Source organism: Pseudoflavitalea sp. G-6-1-2, from assembly GCF_012927185.1.
In the GTDB taxonomy this organism is placed as follows: domain Bacteria; phylum Bacteroidota; class Bacteroidia; order Chitinophagales; family Chitinophagaceae; genus Pseudobacter.
The window spans coordinates 566,144-584,460 of the sequence record NZ_JABBGB010000003.1 but is presented as its reverse complement, the minus strand read 5'-3'; the positions used below and the strand labels follow the sequence as shown (position 1 = coordinate 584,460).

Below are 18,317 nucleotides of genomic sequence, written 5' to 3'. Positions count from 1 at the left end.
TTACCACCCATAACATCCGCCTCTTCCTGTTCTGGTCAGCGAAACTTTTTTCAACGCTTCTCCATTCGCTTTCACCTCTACAAAACGAAACAGTTTGTCGTTATAGTTGTTTACATATTTTTCTTTGTGATAGTAATGAACCATTGCTGGCCCTTCCCGCTGAGCACCGTCATACACATCTTTTGTATTGGTGATCTCCAGGGCAAAATCGCCAATCAGTAAATATCTTCCCGGACTGATTTCATCGAACCTGTATTCACCGTTTTGATTGGCATTAACTGTAATGGAATACTGATAAGCAGCGTTTGCCATGTACACTGCAGTTTTCCTGCCCTTTTTCTTTTGCAGTTCGAACCACTCTTCCACATAGGGTGTAGCCGGATAAAGGGTAATGTACATTCCATTTGCGTTCCACTGATATCCATCCCTCGAAGTGCAGGCACGGCCCGAAATACTGGCTGTTCCTTTTTTCAGCATCTTACCTGCCAGCGCGGCATCGAACTTTCCCTGCGGGTAAATCCTCGGCTGAAAAGCTTCGCGTGAAATATCTGTACCACCCAACGCCTGGTATTTCTTCCAATCTTTATCAGCCCAATCTGTTTGTGCAACCGATTCGAATGCAATAGCTCTGTTTCTGTAGGCATTGATATAATTGGCATTCAATCCGATGGCTTTGGAGTAAGATTCAATGGCTTTTTCATATTCGTACATATCCATTTGAACATTCCCTATCCGGTTATGTACTATGGCATTTGACGGAGCAGCTTCCAGTAATTTCTGATAGTCTTTCAGCGCCAGATCGTATTTTGATATCTCCTGATATACATCTCCGCGCCCTAGACGGGCAATCGCAAATGCAGCATTGATCTCCAACGCTTTTGAGTAATCCGCAATTGCTTTGTCGTATTTTTTGCGGAGCTTGTAAATATTCGCTCTTATGGCATAGGCATGAACAAACTTCGGACTCTTCTGTATCAGGTTGGTAGCCTCATCCAAACCATAGTCCCCACCACCTGAACTGGGATTGGATACAGCCCTTCTCAATAGCTTGCCAAACAACTCAACCAGATTACAATCTTTCAATGGCTTTTCCGATTGTTCCGCTTTGCGGCATATTTTATCCACTTCAGATTTGTCTTCCCCCTTCATAAAATAACACCAGGCAAGCAGCGCAAGATATGGACTCTGTGCAGGCTTCAGCGCCACGGCTTTTTCCAGATCCTTTTCAGCATCTCTATTATTTCCTTCTATAATCAGCGTATATCCATGAACGGCATATGCCAGGGCATCGCTATTGTCCTTTTCAATTGCCTCTGCTGCCAAACCTTTTGCAGAACTGAAGCGGGCTTCCGTCAGATTCTTCCAGGCATTTTCTGCCAATGAACCCGACTGAGCATTCGCATGAAGGAATGCATTGAAGAGAATCAGGAGGGTTACGTATTTTGTCATCACAGTAAATTGTAATCAGAAATAGTTGTGTGCCATCAAATGTTGCGATCTCAAAATTACCTGTAACAGGCAATCAGGGCAATAGCTATAAATGGTCATTTTTAGGGCTATGCTGATTCTTACTCTTATTGTTTTTATACATTTAGGAAAGATTAGGATCATATAAAAGCAGAGAACACTATATGACAATCAAATCTGTACTACAAGCGATACTGGGACTGATGCTTTGCACAAGCCCAGTTCTTGCGCAGCAAAACGTTGCAGACAGCCTGAAAGCCGCTTATGGGCAGGAGAAATCCGATACTGCAAAAGTTACCATCTTAGGTAAGCTGATCAGAGAAGAAATCAAAACCGGACAAATCGCAAAAGCCAAAGCCACCTTGCATGCAATGCTTCCACTTGCTGATAAAACCGGCAACAACCTGTACAAAGGATCAGCATACCAGTTTGGCTCCTATGTGTATGCTTCGGAAGCTAATACCGACAGCATATTATTCTATGCCAACAAAGCGCTTGCCTTTTTGGAGCATGAGACGAGTGCAAGAGCAATCAGATTAAAAGTGATGTCTAATAACAACATCGCTGTCGCCTACTCTACGAGTGGCAATATGAAAAGCTCCATGGAAGTGCTGATCAATAACCTTCCATTGATAAAATCAATTGGTGATGATAATTTGTATCAGGCCACTTTAAGTAATATTTCAACAGGATTTGTAATGATGGGCGACTATGAAAAAGCCTACCGGTATATGTTGCAGGATGTAGGTCTTGCAGACAAACCGGGAACCAGCCCCAGCAATCAGGCTTACGCCTTTATCAATGCTGCTGTTGTATGTGACAACCTCAAAAAGTTCGATGAACAAAAACTGTATCTGGATAAAGCCAGGCATGCGCTCGATCAGATCGGCGAATCTCCGCTATGGCCACGTTACTATGCATTTCAGGCATCGTACTACGCCAATATCGGGCAACCAGCCAGGGCCATAGCTGATGCAAACAAAACAATAAACCTGCTGAAAAAATATCCGGAGAGATCGAATATGTACATGGCCCTGCAGGCCATTTGTGCTGCGGAATACAGCCTGAAAAACTATAAGAATGCCAGAGATGCTGCACTCAAAGAACATCAGATGGCCATTGAAGATAATTACACCGAAAGGATCATTGTCTCCGCAGCAAATATTGCAGATTATTCCTCCCGGTTAAGCGACTATAGAACTGCATTTCTGTACATGAAGAAATACAACGAAATAAAAGACAGTGTGCAGTTACAGGAAAATACTCAAAAGATAAACGAGCTCGAAGCACTACTGCGCACTTCGCAAAAAGAAGAGAAGATAGCAAGGCTTGAGCTCGATAAAAGAAGAACATCCCAGCAGATCAGCAATCAAAGATTCACCAATATTCTACTGGGAGTAACCTGTCTGCTTTTGCTGATAATACTTGGCTGGGGATATTTATTCTTCCGGAATAACAAACGTGCCGCTGCGCAAAAAGAAAAACTGAAGATCGCCGAAACAATGCTGCATGCACAGGAAACAGAGCGGGAACGAATAGCACGCGACCTCCACGATGGCCTGGTAGGAACACTTTCCGGTATCAAAATCAATCTCGGCATCATAGCCAACAATCTGGAAGAGGGCGATGTAAGAAATGGTATTGCCCATTCAACCATCCAATTAGGCACTTCCATTCAGGAGCTGCGGAACATTGCCCATAATATGATGCCTGAAATGCTACTCAAACTTGGTCTGGAAGCGGCTTTGAAAGACCTCTGCCATCTGCTCGAATCTGCAGGCCTATCTGTACAAAATGAGTTCATCAATCTCGATCAGAACTTTGAAGTAGAAAAGCAGGTGATCATTTACCGGATTGTTCAGGAGTTGTTCAGCAACATTCTGAAACATGCTCAGGCAACTGCTGTATTCTTTCAATGTGCACGTCAGTCTGATATGTTGCTGATAACTGTGGAAGATGATGGCGTAGGGCTGCAGCTTAACAATCAAAAGGCAGGCATCGGCCTCAGGAATATCCGGAGTCGGGTACATTATCTCAATGGCAGCATAGATATCAGCCCGATAAAGGGTAGCAATGGCACATCCGTAAATATTCAGTTGCATGTTGCATAACAAAACAACCATAGCAGTAATCGACGATCATCCGATTGTGTTGGAAGGACTCGTAAAACTATTGAACAGCGAAAGCAGGTTTGTCGTAACCGGGAGTTTCACAAACGGAAAAAGTCTGCTCGATTTCTTATCAGGCAATCACCCCCACATGATTTTGTTGGATATAGGTTTGCCGGACTTCAACGGAATGGAGCTGTTTCACCAGATAAGAAAAATATCTCCCGATACACAGATACTTATTTTCACCAATCACAGCGAGCGTAGCGCCATTACACAGATGCTGGGCAAGGGCGCCGATGGTTACCTCCTGAAAAGCACGCCACCGGAAGAAATTATCGAATGCATTATCGACGCGATCGATGGCAAACCAGCACTTAGCTCTGAAGTAAAACAAATTGTTGAATCTGATAAACAGTTGCCCGATGACCAGAATGTGATTCGCCTTTCGGCAAGGGAAAAAGAAATACTCACACTGATTGCTTCGGGGATTACCTCTTCGCAGATTGCCAAACAATTATTCCTCAGCAAGTTCACTGTAGACAATCATCGCAAGAATCTCTTACAGAAACTGAAAGCCAGAAATGTAGCCGAAATGATCACCGAGGCAACAAAACAGGGCCTTATCAACAATGCTTGGATTTGATTTTACCGGGCACGTCAATTGTAGTATATTTCATTACCTGTACCCCGCACATCTTTTTCCATCACCATTACAAACCTGCAACCATGGATCAAAAGATCATCAATCTGTTCGACGAATACACACACAAACCACTCCGTCGCGACGACTTCATCAAACGTCTCGCATTGCTCACCGGCAGCATGACGGCAGCATTGTCCACTCTCGCACAGCTCGAAGTTAAATACGATAACGCTGTAACCATTTCAGAAACCAGCAACGACATCATCACCGAACGCATCACCTATTCAACTGATGACATCACCATGAAAGGTTATCTCGCACGCCCATCCGCCGCCGGGAAATATGGAGCCGTGGTGATAATTCATGAGAACCGTGGTTTAAATCCTCATATCGAAGATGTAACAAGAAGAGTAGCCAATGCAGGATACATTGCTCTCGCGCCCGATGCATTGTCAGCATCGGGAGGCACGCCCGAAAACCCTGATGAAGCACGCGAGCTTATCGGCAAACTAGATATGCCAAAGACCGTAAATCATTACATAAAAGCATTCGATTATCTGAAATCGAGAACCGACTGCAATGGACATACAGGATGTGTTGGATTCTGCTGGGGAGGCGCTATGGCAAACTATCTTGCAGTATATGTTCCCACGCTCGATGCAGCTGTTGCCTTCTATGGCAGACAACCTGGTGCAGCTGATGTACCCAAAATAAAAGCAGCGCTGCAGCTCCATTACGCAGAGATGGACGAACGCGTTAACGCAGGCATCCCTGCATATGAAGAAGCCCTTAAAAAAGCAGGTATACAATATGAATTGTATATGTATGAAGGCGTACAGCATGCTTTCCATAACGATACATCCGGGCCACGATACAACGAAGCCGCTGCAAAACTTGCATGGGAACGCACATTGAATTTCTTTGGCAGCAGGCTAAAATAACAGTTCATCCAATCCGTAGCAGACAAAACAATTGTTTCGCAAACTCATAACCAAATCGGTTGCAGAATTCTGATGCAACCGATTTGGCAATGAAACCGGTTATTGCAGCGATCCGATGTGTGATGTTCCTGCACCGATCCCTCTTTCTTTTATTAGATTCAATGCTCCGGGAGCACCGGCATTTTTTACCAATACAACTCTTATTTTGTTATGCCACGATTGAGTGGAAGGCTTTCCGTTCTGTTCTTTAATAATTCTTACCACACCTGTATTTACCATAGCAGTAACTCTGATATTCCTTTCAGTCATATATGGAACAATTCCCCATCCGCTAAAATCTGAAGTGTAAACATATACCAGTATCGTATTTTCTTCGAGTGCCTTTGCTGTGAGCACATTCGGCGCTGCGATATCCAGATAAAGATATCCTGCAGCCATTGTGCCGGAGGTAATCCAGGTGGCCGTTGAAATATCCTTTTCAAATACAGATACATTGGCATTGCCGGGATCTCCTTTGGGTCCCTGATCGCCCGACTTGGAACAGGCTGATACAAACAATGCAATCATCAGCAGTGCATTAATGAATGGTTTCATGTGTTGAAATTTTAGTGTTTCCTATAAAAAATAGTGATGAATCTGTTTCATAAAAACTCACACAATACACCGCCATCGCTGTTACCAGCAATAGCACCATCGACTGATCCCGGATCGGTCGAAATCGTGGAAGTGAATCTAATCAGAGAAGTATCGCCTGAAATGCCTGACCGTATTGGAAATAGTGAGAGCCCTGAATAATAACTGAAGTTCAGGTATACAAAATACAAATTACAGCTGTATTCGCGTGCCGTATTAGTCCGGAATGTTCAAAAACTACCGGAAAGTTGTATGCTTTGTGGAATAAAAACGCCGAAGGCCTGCACAATGCAGGCCTTCGGCTCTATCAAAGATTAGTTCTATTTCATTTTTCTTCTTTCCACTTCTTTTTTGATTAGTCCCAGCTCTCTGCCTGTTTGTCCGGCTACAGATGAATTCTCCTGTGCCCTGCGCATGAGATAAGGAACCACATCACTGATCGGTCCGAAAGGCAGGTACTTGCTCACAGAGAAGCCCGCTTTTGCGAGATTGAAAGTGATGTTATCGCTCATGCCATACAGTTGTGAAAAATGCACATGCGGATGATTGTGTGCGATCTTCTTTTCGTCGAGTATCTGCGTTGCTCTGAGATTGCTATGCTCGTTATGCGATGCAACAATCAGAGAGATCTGATCGATATGATCGAGACAGAAAGCCACGCCTTCGTTGTAATCGCGATCACTGGCCTCTTTATTTGGCTGGATGGGCGATTCGTAATTCATTTCGGCTGCGCGTTTGCGTTCCTTTTCCATGTACGCTCCACGAACCAGTTTTGCTCCGAGGATAAATCCGCGTTGCGCTACCTGTGCAAAACTGTCTTTCAGAAACTGCAGTCTGTCGCGGCGATAGAGTTGAATGGTATTGAACACCACCACTCTGTTGCGATTGTATTTCTCCATCATCTGCATGGTGAGTGCATCCACCGGATCCTGAATCCAAGTTTCTTCTGCGTCTACCAGTACGCCGATCTTATTATCTGCAGCGGCGCTGATGATGCGCTCCATGCGGTTCACAACGCGGTCCCACTCTGCTTTCTCGGCATCATTCAACACTTCTGTATGAACAGTACCCTGATAACCACTGCGGTCTGTTGCGGCGGCATCGAGTTTTTCGAGCAGTGCAAAACGCGCGAAGCCCGTTACTTTGATGCTCATGAAAGGCATCGTGCGCTGTGTAGCTGCATATTTGATTACACGGATGAATTCTTCCGTGGCATGATCGAAATTGTCCTCTCCTTCTTTGCCTTCCACACCATAATCGAGGATCACCTGTACATTGAATTCTCCAAGTTTATTGGCCACTACAGCCGTCTGCTCCAGTGTTTCGCCTCCTACAAACTGACGGAAAATAGTGTTGCGGATGATTCCTTTCACTGGCAGTCCCACCCGGATTGCCCAAGGTGTAAGTCTGGTGCCGATTCTCACCAGGCTTTCGATGCCCATGCTGGAAAAGAGGAATTTTGCCTTCTTGAGTTCTTTATCGCTTTTATAAGCAAAAGCGTATTCGGTATTGTCGAAAGATATTGTGTTTACCGGTGCTGGATTATCCATACTACTAACGAATGTTCGGCGCAAATGTAAGGGAAAGATATTGAAGAAACTATGCATTATGCAGACAACTATACCGGAGGGACGAACAGGACAATTTTTGTTATCTTTCAGCCCATTTCACATACTATTAAACATGACCATTACCAAAACTGAGATCTGGAAGTTCAGCATTCCCATGTACCCCTTCACTATCGCAACGGGCACAATGCATTATGCACAGAATATTTTCATCAGGGTTCATACCGATGCCGGCATGTATGGCGTAGGAGAATGTTCTGCTTTTCCCATGATTGCGGGCGAAACGCAGGCTACCTGCTTCGAAATGGCAAAGGATTTTGCCGCGCTCTGGAAGGGTAAAGATGCCTCACAGATCGAGATCAGAATGCAGGAGCTCCATGCTTTCACCGCCTTCAATGCCACTATCAAAAGCGCATTCGACATGGCCTTGTTCGATCTGGCTGCAAAGAAAGCCGGTCAGCCCCTCTCCGTTTACCTCGGCGGCGGCAGCAAGCCACTCGAAACCGATCTCACTATCGGCATCGATACACCTGAAGTAATGGCTGCAAAAGCCATCGACTTCGTTGCCAGAGGTGTACGCATCATCAAAGTGAAACTTGGAAAAGATGCAAAGGAGGATGTAGAAAGGATCCGTCGCATCCGCGAAGCCGTAGGGCCCAATATCGGTCTGCGCATCGACGCCAACCAGGGATGGAGTTATGAAGATGCTTTATTCGCCCTCACCCAGTTGGGACAATACCATATCGAGTTCTGCGAACAGCCGATGCGCCACTGGAACGATCATTTTCTTCCGGAACTGAGAAAAGCGTCTCCGGTTAAGATCATGGCCGATGAAAGCGTTTTCAATCACCACGATGCGCAACGCCTTATCCGCGCCGGCGCCTGCGATTATGTGAACATCAAATTCGCCAAATCGGGCGGTATTCTCGAAGCCATCAGAATCAATGAAACCTGCGCCGCTGCCGGCATCCCCTGCATGATGGGCGGAATGCTCGAAAGCCGCGTGGCATTGACCGCCTTCGCTCATTTTGCCCTCGCACACGATAATGTAGTGTTTTACGATATGGATACCTGCATGCTCGGCCATCAGCTCGACCCCGTAACCGGCGGTGTGCGCTACAACGGATTTATGGTAGAAACACCCGATACGCCCGGCATTGGAGCCGATGCAGACGAAGCTTTCCTGCATACACTAACAAACGTTACGGTGTAATGCTCAGGAGATGATATCTTTGCCAAAATTTTAGAAATGGAACGAAAAGCGAAAACCGCTAAAGAATCGTTTGTAGTGATGACAGAACTGGTGCTTCCCAACGATACCAATATGTTTGGAAATCTGATGGGTGGACGACTGATGTACTGGATGGACATAGCAGCAGCGCTCGCTGCCATGAAGCATTGTGCTGCTCCGGTTGTGACTGCTTCAGTGGATAATATCTCTTTTGAAAATCCTATCAAACTCGGCAACGTTGTACATATCGAGGCAAGAGTATCCCGCGCATTCAACTCTTCCATGGAAGTGCATATGCGCGTGTGGGGTGAAGATGCCATTCAGCAATACAAATACAAAAGCAATGAAGCCTACTACACTTTTGTAGCGCTGGATCCTAATGGTAAATCACGCCCGGTGCCCGGCATTATTCCGGAAACCGAAGAAGAGAAAGTGCTGTTTGATGGAGCATTGAGAAGAAGACAGCTTCGTCTCATCCTCGGCGGAAAGATGAAACCGGATGATGCAACAGAACTGAAAGCGCTTTTTCAAAAAGACTAGTTTCCGAAAGATTACAGGCAGCACAAGATGGCTGCTTCACATAAAAAATGGCTGCACCAGAGGATGGTGCAGCCATTTTTATATTCAAATTTATTTTGTTCAGTATTCCATCAAACCCAGTCCCATTCAGTTACTCAGGGAATAATCATTCAACTGGTCCCTCTTCCTTCTTCTCTCCTGTTTCGGGTTTCTGGTATTTGAATTGCCGCTCTTTGTTCTGCTCGATGGCCACCATAATCTGTTGCAGAATTTCTTCCGCAGGTGCTTCGTAATCGATCTGCAGGGGTTCTTTGAAACGAACAGTGAGCAAGGTGCCCTTTTTCTTAAACTTCAATCCCTTCTTATCGAATGCGCGCCAGAATCCATTGATCACAACAGGTACAACAATTGGCTTTGCTACTTTAATGATCAGCGCCGTTCCTTTCCTTCCCGGAGAAAATGGTTTGGTAGTTCCCTGCGGGAATGTGATCACCCAGTTGTTATCGAGTGCTTTGGTAATTTTTCTGGTGTCGGAAACATCGAGCCCTTTCTGTCCTTCTGTTGTGGCTTTCTTATTCCAGGTACGCTTCACCGTTATAGCGCCGGCTACTGTAAACAATTTGCTTACAAATGAAGCACGCATGGTTTCTTCAGCAGCCACATAATACACATTGGAGAAAGGATTCAGCAGATAATACGGAACACCCAGTTTATTTTGCTTTCTCCATTTCACGGCACAGAAGATGTGCAGAAAAGTGATCACATCCGCAAAATAGGTCTGATGATTGCTCACGAACAATACTTTCTTTCTGGGAAGTTTGGCAATATGTTCGGTTCCGCTGATCTGCAGTTTGTTGAAGATCGCGAGTCCCGGATAAGTGATTACACCAACCACCATATAGATGAGCTTTCGAATAATGCTGATATGCTTAACCTTTTCCCAGAATGGACTCATGTACAATATTATTATCGGTCAGTGCCGAAATTAATGATTTGTTAAGAAAGAAGGCATATACGTTTTATTCGTCCCTTTCGTATGTAATCCCTTTTATTTTTACATCCAGACCAGTATAAAAACAAAGTATATGAAAAGGATTATGGCAATCAGTGCAATTATGATTACAACGATGGGAGCTTTTGCACAATCTAACACAGTGAATCCATTCCCCAAAACAATTACAGTAACAGGAAGCGCAGAAATCGAAGTGGTACCCGATGAAATTTATGTACAGGTAGACCTGAAAGAATACGAAAAGAAAGGACAAGGCAAGATAGATCTCGAAAAGATCAAAGCAGATTTTCTACAGAAAGTAAAAAAGATCGGAATCCCCGATTCAGCAGTTACCATTGCTTCTTACGACGGATACACCGATTATTACTGGATCCGCAGAAAAAAACAAAAGAAGGATGAACTGTATGCCTCTATCGCTTACCAGATCAAATTCTCCAGCAGCAGCAAGATCGATGAATTAGTGAATCTGCTCGACGACGAAGCCACCAACAATTTTCAGGTAGTGAAAACTTCTCACAGCAAATTGCAGGAATTCAGAAAACAACTTAAGATCAATGCAGTGAAAGCCGCGAAAGAAAAAGCAACTTACCTCGCCGCTGCCGTTGATGAAACAGTTGGTGCAGCAGTAAGCATTTCGGAAATGCCTGAGAATATTTTCCAGCCATACCAGTACAAACTCGGAGCACAGTCAAATGCCCTGTATGCGATGGATGGAGCAGCTCCTTCTGCAACTGGTGTTGAATTCAAAAAGATCAAAATGAGATTTGAGATCAATGCAGTGTTTGCTCTCAAATAAATAATTCTACATAATTGTTAATACTCTCCGGGCCGCTAAATGCGGCCCGGTCTATTTCTGCGGCTTCCCTATCTTTGCCGCCTATGAATGCTACAGCAGTTATTTTCGACATGGATGGTCTGCTGATCAACTCCGAACCCTATTGGGAAGAAGCAGGCAAAGAAACCCTGGAAGAATACGGCGTTTCTCTGATACCCGAACAATATCATGTAACCACCGGCCTCCGTACCAAAGAATGGGTGCAGTACTGGTTTGCATATTTCGGTATCGATATGAAATTTACGGAGAAGGCCGAAGCCACTATTGTGGAGAAAGCCATCAGCAAGATCAGAGAAAAAGGATTGCCCATGCCTGGCGTGGAGTATATCTTCGAATTCTTCCGCAATCAGGGATGCAAAATCGGCATAGCCACATCATCGCCTCTGTCTCTTGTAAATGTTGTTGTAGAAAAACTGAATATCCGCCATTACCTCGATGCCATTGCTTCAGCGGAATTTCTGCCCTATGGCAAACCACATCCGCAAGTATATCTCGATTGCGCGAAAGAGTTGGGCGTCTCTCCTCTTCAATGCATTTGTTTTGAGGATAGTTTCAACGGCATGATCGCCGTTAAAGCAGCAAGAATGAAATGTATTGTTATACCTGCTCCCGATCAGCATGCCGAAACAAGATGGGATGCTGCCGATATCAAGCTGAGATCGCTCGAACAGGTTACTGCTTCGATGATCGAAGCACTGTAAAAATTGCTTAATGACTGCTGCCGCAGTAGTGGAAAAAGAAAATAATAACCAGGATCACCAGAAACAGATAGAATGGCTTGATGGTGGTTTCTTCTTGTTTGCTCTCTTCTTTCATAACAATGAGTTTAAGCATTACCAAACAGCTTTCTTTCGAAAGGCCGGGCATCAGGGAATTGTGTTGTGCAAGCTTTAACCGTGATCGCTACTTCAAGAGAGGGGTTATGGAACCTAATGGGTTCTACGATTGGGGACAGTGAAGATACTAAGTTCCGGTAATATATAACTATACTACTTTGAGGTAATAACGGTAAGTTCATACTGGAGGCCGTTTTTCCCATTTCGGGGTGGAAGTACCTGAAAGCGGTCGTTCTGGTATCCAAAAAAATAATCCCGGCATTGGCATACCGGGATTATTCATATAATACAACTCGAATTTGTCTGCCTGCTAACGTTTGCCGTGGCCGCCCTTGCCCCCTTCTCCCGGCATATTGCCCAGATCTCGGTCGAAGAGATACATGCCACCCTTGTCTTCACCAATCAGATTCAGTTTATCGATGATCTGACGCGCCAGACTTTCTTCTTCGATCTGCTCGGTTACATACCATTGCAGAAAATTATGTGTAGTGTAATCTTTCTCCTGAATACATAGTTCCACCAGCGCATTGATCTCATTGGATACTTTCACTTCGTGCGAATGAACGATATCGAAGATCTCGCGGATATTCGTAAAATCTTTCTGCGGGGCTGCAAATGCCGGCACAATAGCATGCCCGCCACGATCATTGATATAATGAAAAAGTTTAAGCATATGCATGCGCTCTTCATCTGAGTGATGATACAGAAACTGGGCAATTCCATTGTATCCTTTCACTTCTGCCCACGACCCCATCGCCAGGTAATACATAGATGAGTATCCTTCGAGATCGATCTGCCTGTTGAGGGCTTCTTCAATTTTGCTGGAAATCATATGTTGCTTGGTTTTGATAGTCAATTTACAAAATCTGCACTGAAAAAGGCATTTATGCCACAGAAAGCTTGGCAATGGCGGGAAGAGCGTACTTTTGCCGAATGCAGAAACCTCCATTTTCAATTGAACTTGCACTGAACAATCTTCGGATCGACGAACTGAATGAAATACAAAAGGCATCGCTCGAAGCCAATAAGCAATCCGACAACATTGTACTGCTTGCAGATACCGGTTCCGGTAAAACCCTCGCCTTTCTGTTGCCCATCGCACAAGTGCTGGATAACAATAAAAAGCTTTGTCAGGCATTGATCATTGTGCCTTCCCGCGAACTGGCGCTTCAGATAGAACAGGTATTCAAAAAAATGGGCACAGGTTTCAAGATCACCTGCTGTTATGGCGGCCACCTGAGAGAAACGGAAGAGAACAACCTGAAACAGGCGCCTGCTCTCATTGTGGGAACACCCGGCAGGTTAGCCGACCATATCCGCCGCGGCAATATCGATACCAGCGCTATCGAAACACTGGTGCTCGACGAATTCGATAAATCGCTGGAAGAAGGTTTCGACGAAGAGATGTCTAACATCATCGCCGCATTGCCTGCCCTGAAAAAGCGGATACTCACTTCTGCAACAGTGGCCGTGGAAGTACCTGAATTTGTAGGATTGAAAAATCCGGTGGAGATCAATTTCCTCACAGGAGAAAAGTCTGCTGCACTGGAAGTAAAGATGGTGCATAGTGATGAGAAAGATAAATCGGAGACCTTGTTCAGACTCATCTGTGCATTGGGAAACCGCAGTACTGTGATCTTCTGCAATCAACGGGAGTTTGTAGAGCAGGTAAACAGCTCACTCAAAGACAGAGGTATTGTGAGTGTGTTCTATCATGGTGCCATGGAACAGCAGGAACGCGACAATGCGCTCTGCCGCTTCCGCAACGGCAGCTCAAATGTGCTGGTAACAACCGATCTCGCTGCACGCGGACTGGATGTTCCCAATATCCGTTACGTAATACATTATCAATTGCCCACATCGCAGGATATCTACACACACCGCAATGGCCGTACTGCGCGTATGGATGCCAGTGGCACTGCCATTCTGATCTTAGCACCGGGTGAAAGAATTCCTGAATACATCGTTCCTGCGCCAACTGAAATTGAATTGCCGGAAACAGCTGTTATTCCTCAAAAACCGGTATGGACCACCCTCTTCATTGCCGCCGGCAAAAAAGACAAAGTGAATAAGGTGGATATAGTAGGATTCTTCACCAATAAAGGCCAGCTGAAGAAAGAAGACATCGGATTGATAGAAGTGAAAGATTTCTTTTCTTTTGTGGCGGTGCGCAAATCCAGGGCCAGCCATACTTTGCAGCTGATCAAAGATCAGAAGATCAAAGGAAAGAAAGTAAAGATCGATATAGCGAAGTAGAGTATTTCATCCGACAGCAAAAGCATTCCAATAAAAAAGGGCCGTTACTTTCGTAACGGCCCTTCGTGTATAATTGAATGAGTTCAATTATTATTGAGCAGCCGGAGTGTCGCCACTTTGCTTTTCTTCCTGCTTCAGCTTTTCTTTGATTTCAGCCAGAGCGCCGAGGTCACCCAAAGTAGTTTTTTCTACTTTCTGCTGGATGTTCTTAACAGCTTTCTTGGTTGTATCAGATACAGCTTTAGCTTCTTTGCGTGCAGCTTCTTTCTCCTCTACTTTAGATTGTTCCCACAGGCGTGTGTGTGAAACTACGATGCGTTTTTCATTGCGATCGAATTCGATCACCATGAATTGACCTGCTTCATCAGCTACCATGCCTTTGCCGTCTTCTTTCTGGAGGTGACGGTTAGGAGCGAATCCTTCGAGACCGTAAGGAAGTTGAACGATACCACCTTTATCATCTCTGCGGATGATAGTTCCTTCGTGCACTGAGCCTACAGCGAATGTATCCTGCAGTGCGTTCCAGGGATCTTCTTCCAGTTGTTTGTGTCCGAGTTGGAGTTTACGGTTCTCCTTGTCGATTCCGAGGATCACTACGTCGATGTGTTCACCAACTTTAGTGTACTCAGAAGGATGGTTGAAGCGTTTCAGCCAGCTCAGGTCAGAGATGTGGATCATACCGCCGATGCCGGGAGCCAGTTCAACAAACACACCGTATGGAGTGATGTTTTTAACCAGACCGTTATGACGGCTTCCTTCTGGGAATTTGGTTTCGATGGTAGTCCATGGATCTTCGCTCATTTGCTTGATAGACAGGCTCATTTTGCGATTGTCCTTATCGAGGGTAACCACTTTCGCTTCGTACTCGTCGCCCAGTTTGAAGAACTCTTTGGCGTTGATTGGAGTATTAGCCCATGTGATTTCACTTACGTGAACCAGACCTTCTACACCAGGCATGATTTCGAGGAATGCACCGTAATCTTCGATGTTCACTACTTTGCCTTTCACAACAGCTCCTTCATGCACAGATTCTGGCAGAATATCCCAAGGATGTGGAGTGAGTTGTTTCAGACCCAGGCTGATACGTTTTTTCTCGTCGTCGAAATCCAGTACTACTACTTTCAGTTTCTGATCGAGTTTCAGTACTTCGCTTGGGTGGCTGATACGGCCCCAGCTGATATCGGTGATATACAGCAGACCGTCCAGACCGCCGAGGTCCATGAACGCACCGAAGTCGGTGATATTCTTGATAGTTCCTTCGAGAACCTGACCTCTTTCGAGTTTGCTCATGATCTCTGCACGTTGTGCTTCGATATCGCTCTCGATGAGGGCTTTGTGAGATACTACAGCGTTCTTGATAGCCTCGTTGATCTTAACCACTTTGAACTCCATAGTCTTACCAACAAACTGATCGTAGTCGGTAACAGGCTTAACGTCGATCTGAGATCCTGGAAGGAAGGTTTCCATTCCGAATACGTCAACGATAAGACCGCCTTTGGTTTTAGAGGTAACAGTACCGGTAATAACTTCACCAGTTTTGTGTACTTCAACGATACGCTCCCATGCACGTGTGATACGCGCTTGTTTGCGGCTCAGGTTGAGGTGACCGTCTCTGTCTTCTTTTTCTACAACCATCACTTCAACTTCGTCACCTGTTTTCAGGTTAACGAGGTCGCGGAATTCGTTGAGAGAAACCAGACCGTCGGATTTGAAACCGATATTGATCACAACATCAGTTTTGGTCATTGCCACTACGAGACCTTTCACCAGTTCGCCGTCGCTTACTGCTTTGAAGGTACCTTCGTAAACGGTGTCATACTTCTCTTTCTCTTCTTTGCTGTAAGTAGCAACATTGCGTTTGTCGATACTCCAGTCGAAGTCGTCGTGAGCTCCTGTATCTTCTACAGGCGCCTGCACAGGTGCTTTTGTTGTCGCTGTAGCTTCTGCAGCTCCAGAAGTCTCCTGAGCATCAGCGTTAAGTTGTTTAACAATGAAATTCATGATAAATACCCGAAGGTTTTTGATTTCGGGGCAGCAAAGATACGCCAAAATACTGGAAAACACAGCTTTTCAGGGCGTTTTTTAGACCCGTAATCGACTGGTTTTCAATTGCAAAAGAAGATATTTTTTTCACATGGATCGGGACTGTGCATTATTATTTTTCCAAAAATACTACCACCTAAAAGTCTTTTCTCACTACATTTAGGGCCAATTTTCTAATCAATACTTTTTATGATCACTCCGATCCTGATTCAACTATTTGAGCAAGGGCTAACGAAACTGTCTAATGAAATCGATCAGTATCCCGATGATGCGAGCTTATGGATACCGCTTGAAGGTATCACCAATGCCGGTGGAAACCTCTGTTTGCACCTGAATGGCAATCTGCAACATTTTCTGGGAGCTGTACTGAATGATTCGGGATATGTGAGGAACCGCGATGCGGAATTCTCTCTGAAGAATATCTCCAAGAAGAAACTGCTCGACGAAGTGGAAGCTACCAAAATGTCGGTGCGTGATACACTGGAGCAGCTGAGCAAGAAAACGCTTGAGCAAACATATCCCATTCAGTTGTTCGACGAACCAGTAACAACAGAGTATATGCTGGTATATCTCCTGTCGCATCTGAACTACCATATCGGTCAGATCAACTATCACAGGAGACTTGCAGCAACGAAAGTAGCTGCTACACAGGCTTAATTTTTTTATGGATCAGGTGAACGGGGCAATCGCTTCGTTCACCTGTTTTTTATGGGACCTATACAGTTCCGCTTAACTGCGCTGCGATAAATCCGCTCGTCCAGGCATGCTGGAAATTGAATCCGCCGGTGATGCCATCCACATCGAGTATCTCTCCCGCGAAATACAGGCCAGGCACCAGTTTGCTCTGCATGGTACTCGCTTCTACTTCCGACAACTTTATTCCACCTGCCGTAACGAATTCCTCTTTGAAAGTGGTTTTGCCATTCACCGCATGTTCCTGTGCGCAAAGATTTTTGATCAGCTTATTCTGTTCTTTACCTGGAAGATCAGCCCATCGCATGTCGGCTTTTACATCAGACTGCTGCAACAGATAATCCCACAAACGCTGCGGCAACTGAAAAGGATTTCGCTGTCCCATCTTCTGTGCAGCCAGTTCAAAACGCAGCCGCTGCATCTCTTCTCTCAGGCTGTTCTCATTCCACTCGGGCACCCAATTCACCACAGCAGTGAACTTGTACTGCACAGCTGCAAAATCCCTCGCGCCCATGGCAGACATCCGGAGTACCGCCGGGCCGCTCATTCCCCAATGCGTAATCAGCAAGGGACCTGAAGAAACCAGTTTACTACCGGTAATGCGTACCTGCGCATCCGAGACTGCCACACCCATCAGCTGAGTAATAGCATTTCCCGGCATATTGAACGTAAACAAAGAAGGCACAGGTTCTTCAATGCTATGCCCCAGTTGCCTCAGCCAGTCGAACATGCTTGATTTCGGAAACCCGCCACAGGCCACACATACAGCATCCGCCTCGAATATTTTTCCATCAGCCGATTTTATAGTGAATCTTGCAGCCGCATTATTTTTCTGATCACTTTCCGTATTCGATTGTGCTTCCCCGTTACCAACTGAGCTATTCACCACAATTTCCTTCACGTCTGTATTCATCCATATTTCTGCGCCATACCGGTTCAGTTCAGCAATCAGGCAATCGATGATCGTTTGTGAAGAATCGGTAACCGGAAACATTCTGTTATCCGCTTCAGCTTTAAGTTCTACGCCACGTTGCTTATACCATTCAATAGTATCGGTAGTAAAGAAATGATGGAAAGCTTTCTTCACAAACTTATCTCCGCGCGGATACTTCTTTGCCATTTCGTTGATGGAATCGCAGTTATGCGTAACATTACATCTTCCCCCACCCGACACTTTCACTTTCGCCAGCACTTTGGATGATTTCTCCAGAATGCTCACTTTCAGTCCCGGATGCAATCTTGCAGCATTCACTGCGCAGAAGAAACCTGCTGCACCTCCACCAATAACAATCAATTGTTTTGAACTCAAGTCCCGTAATATTAAAAAGTTGAAAATAGTAAGACCTTTTTCTATGTTGCACATTCAGCGGGCTGCGGCCAGGTTTTGAGGACAAGTTTTCAGGGCCTTGAAAGCAGTTGCCCAGCCCCCTAAGAGAATTCCAATAGCTCAATCCTCCATTCCCCTGCTCCACAGCATTCATTTTGGGCGGTCTGGTTTCGCGACCTGAAAACTTGCCCTCACAAACCGG

The 18,317-nt window shown here is 45.3% G+C and carries 16 protein-coding genes; 9 read left to right on the top strand and 7 right to left on the bottom strand.

The window, feature by feature from the left end; all coding sequences use genetic code 11:
• Positions 1-1,449, bottom strand: coding sequence for a tetratricopeptide repeat protein (locus HHL16_RS19640; RefSeq protein ID WP_169427047.1), 1,449 nt, complete (start codon positions 1,447-1,449; stop codon positions 1-3).
• Positions 1,450-1,631: 182 nt separating this feature from the next.
• Here HHL16_RS19640 and HHL16_RS19635 point away from each other — a divergent pair, with 182 nt between their 5' ends.
• From HHL16_RS19635 to HHL16_RS19625, 3 genes are all read left to right on the top strand, one after another.
• A complete protein-coding gene (locus HHL16_RS19635; protein WP_169427046.1) occupies positions 1,632-3,578 on the top strand; it encodes a histidine kinase in 1,947 nt (648 codons plus the stop codon).
• Entirely contained in the window at positions 3,568-4,221 is a 654-nt protein-coding gene (locus tag HHL16_RS19630) for a response regulator transcription factor (protein ID WP_169427045.1), read from the top strand. Before HHL16_RS19635 ends, HHL16_RS19630 begins: the two co-directional genes overlap by 11 nt.
• Positions 4,222-4,304: 83 nt before the next feature.
• A complete protein-coding gene (locus HHL16_RS19625; RefSeq protein WP_169427044.1) occupies positions 4,305-5,162 on the top strand; it encodes a dienelactone hydrolase family protein in 858 nt (285 codons plus the stop codon).
• Positions 5,163-5,261: 99 nt separating this feature from the next.
• On the opposite strand, the gene HHL16_RS19620 is transcribed toward HHL16_RS19625, so the two are convergent.
• Both HHL16_RS19620 and HHL16_RS19615 read right to left on the bottom strand, forming a co-directional pair.
• Positions 5,262-5,756, bottom strand: coding sequence for a hypothetical protein (locus HHL16_RS19620; protein WP_169427043.1), 495 nt, complete (start codon positions 5,754-5,756; stop codon positions 5,262-5,264).
• Positions 5,757-6,115: 359 nt separating this feature from the next.
• Positions 6,116-7,345 (bottom strand): proline dehydrogenase family protein, encoded by a 1,230-nt coding sequence (locus HHL16_RS19615; RefSeq protein WP_169427042.1) that lies wholly within the window; start codon positions 7,343-7,345, stop codon positions 6,116-6,118.
• A gap of 133 nt (positions 7,346-7,478) precedes the next feature.
• On the opposite strand from HHL16_RS19615, the gene HHL16_RS19610 reads away from it, so the two are divergent.
• Both HHL16_RS19610 and HHL16_RS19605 read left to right on the top strand, forming a co-directional pair.
• A complete protein-coding gene (locus HHL16_RS19610; RefSeq protein ID WP_169427041.1) occupies positions 7,479-8,576 on the top strand; it encodes a dipeptide epimerase in 1,098 nt (365 codons plus the stop codon).
• 36 nt (positions 8,577-8,612) lie between these two features.
• A complete protein-coding gene (locus tag HHL16_RS19605) occupies positions 8,613-9,134 on the top strand; it encodes an acyl-CoA thioesterase (protein WP_169427040.1) in 522 nt (173 codons plus the stop codon).
• 145 nt (positions 9,135-9,279) lie between these two features.
• On the opposite strand, the gene HHL16_RS19600 is transcribed toward HHL16_RS19605, so the two are convergent.
• Positions 9,280-10,068 carry a lysophospholipid acyltransferase family protein gene (locus HHL16_RS19600; protein WP_169427039.1) on the bottom strand — a complete coding sequence of 263 codons (789 nt, stop codon included), beginning with the start codon at positions 10,066-10,068 and terminating at the stop codon, positions 9,280-9,282.
• A 130-nt stretch (positions 10,069-10,198) separates the two neighbouring features.
• Between HHL16_RS19600 and HHL16_RS19595 the strand changes: the two genes are divergently transcribed.
• Together HHL16_RS19595 and hxpB are read left to right on the top strand one after the other, a co-directional pair.
• Complete coding sequence (locus HHL16_RS19595; protein ID WP_169427038.1) at positions 10,199-10,921, top strand: SIMPL domain-containing protein; 723 nt, start codon at positions 10,199-10,201, stop codon at positions 10,919-10,921.
• An 83-nt stretch (positions 10,922-11,004) separates the two neighbouring features.
• Positions 11,005-11,661 carry a hexitol phosphatase HxpB gene (gene hxpB, locus HHL16_RS19590; protein ID WP_169427037.1) on the top strand — a complete coding sequence of 219 codons (657 nt, stop codon included), beginning with the start codon at positions 11,005-11,007 and terminating at the stop codon, positions 11,659-11,661.
• Positions 11,662-12,106: 445 nt separating this feature from the next.
• Here hxpB and HHL16_RS19585 read toward each other — a convergent pair whose 3' ends face one another.
• Positions 12,107-12,628 carry a ferritin gene (locus tag HHL16_RS19585; protein WP_169427036.1) on the bottom strand — a complete coding sequence of 174 codons (522 nt, stop codon included), beginning with the start codon at positions 12,626-12,628 and terminating at the stop codon, positions 12,107-12,109.
• A 101-nt stretch (positions 12,629-12,729) separates the two neighbouring features.
• On the opposite strand from HHL16_RS19585, the gene HHL16_RS19580 reads away from it, so the two are divergent.
• Positions 12,730-14,052, top strand: a complete 1,323-nt coding sequence (locus HHL16_RS19580) for a DEAD/DEAH box helicase (protein ID WP_169427035.1) — start codon at positions 12,730-12,732, stop codon at positions 14,050-14,052.
• Between the two features lie 90 nt (positions 14,053-14,142).
• On the opposite strand, the gene rpsA is transcribed toward HHL16_RS19580, so the two are convergent.
• A complete protein-coding gene (rpsA, locus tag HHL16_RS19575) occupies positions 14,143-16,053 on the bottom strand; it encodes a 30S ribosomal protein S1 (RefSeq protein WP_169427034.1) in 1,911 nt (636 codons plus the stop codon).
• A 231-nt stretch (positions 16,054-16,284) separates the two neighbouring features.
• On the opposite strand from rpsA, the gene HHL16_RS19570 reads away from it, so the two are divergent.
• Positions 16,285-16,752 carry a DUF1572 family protein gene (locus HHL16_RS19570; protein WP_169427033.1) on the top strand — a complete coding sequence of 156 codons (468 nt, stop codon included), beginning with the start codon at positions 16,285-16,287 and terminating at the stop codon, positions 16,750-16,752.
• Between the two features lie 58 nt (positions 16,753-16,810).
• Here the strand turns inward: HHL16_RS19570 and HHL16_RS19565 are convergent, their stop codons facing one another.
• Complete coding sequence (locus HHL16_RS19565; protein WP_240966271.1) at positions 16,811-18,097, bottom strand: NAD(P)/FAD-dependent oxidoreductase; 1,287 nt, start codon at positions 18,095-18,097, stop codon at positions 16,811-16,813.
• Between the last annotated feature and the right edge of the window lie 220 nt (positions 18,098-18,317).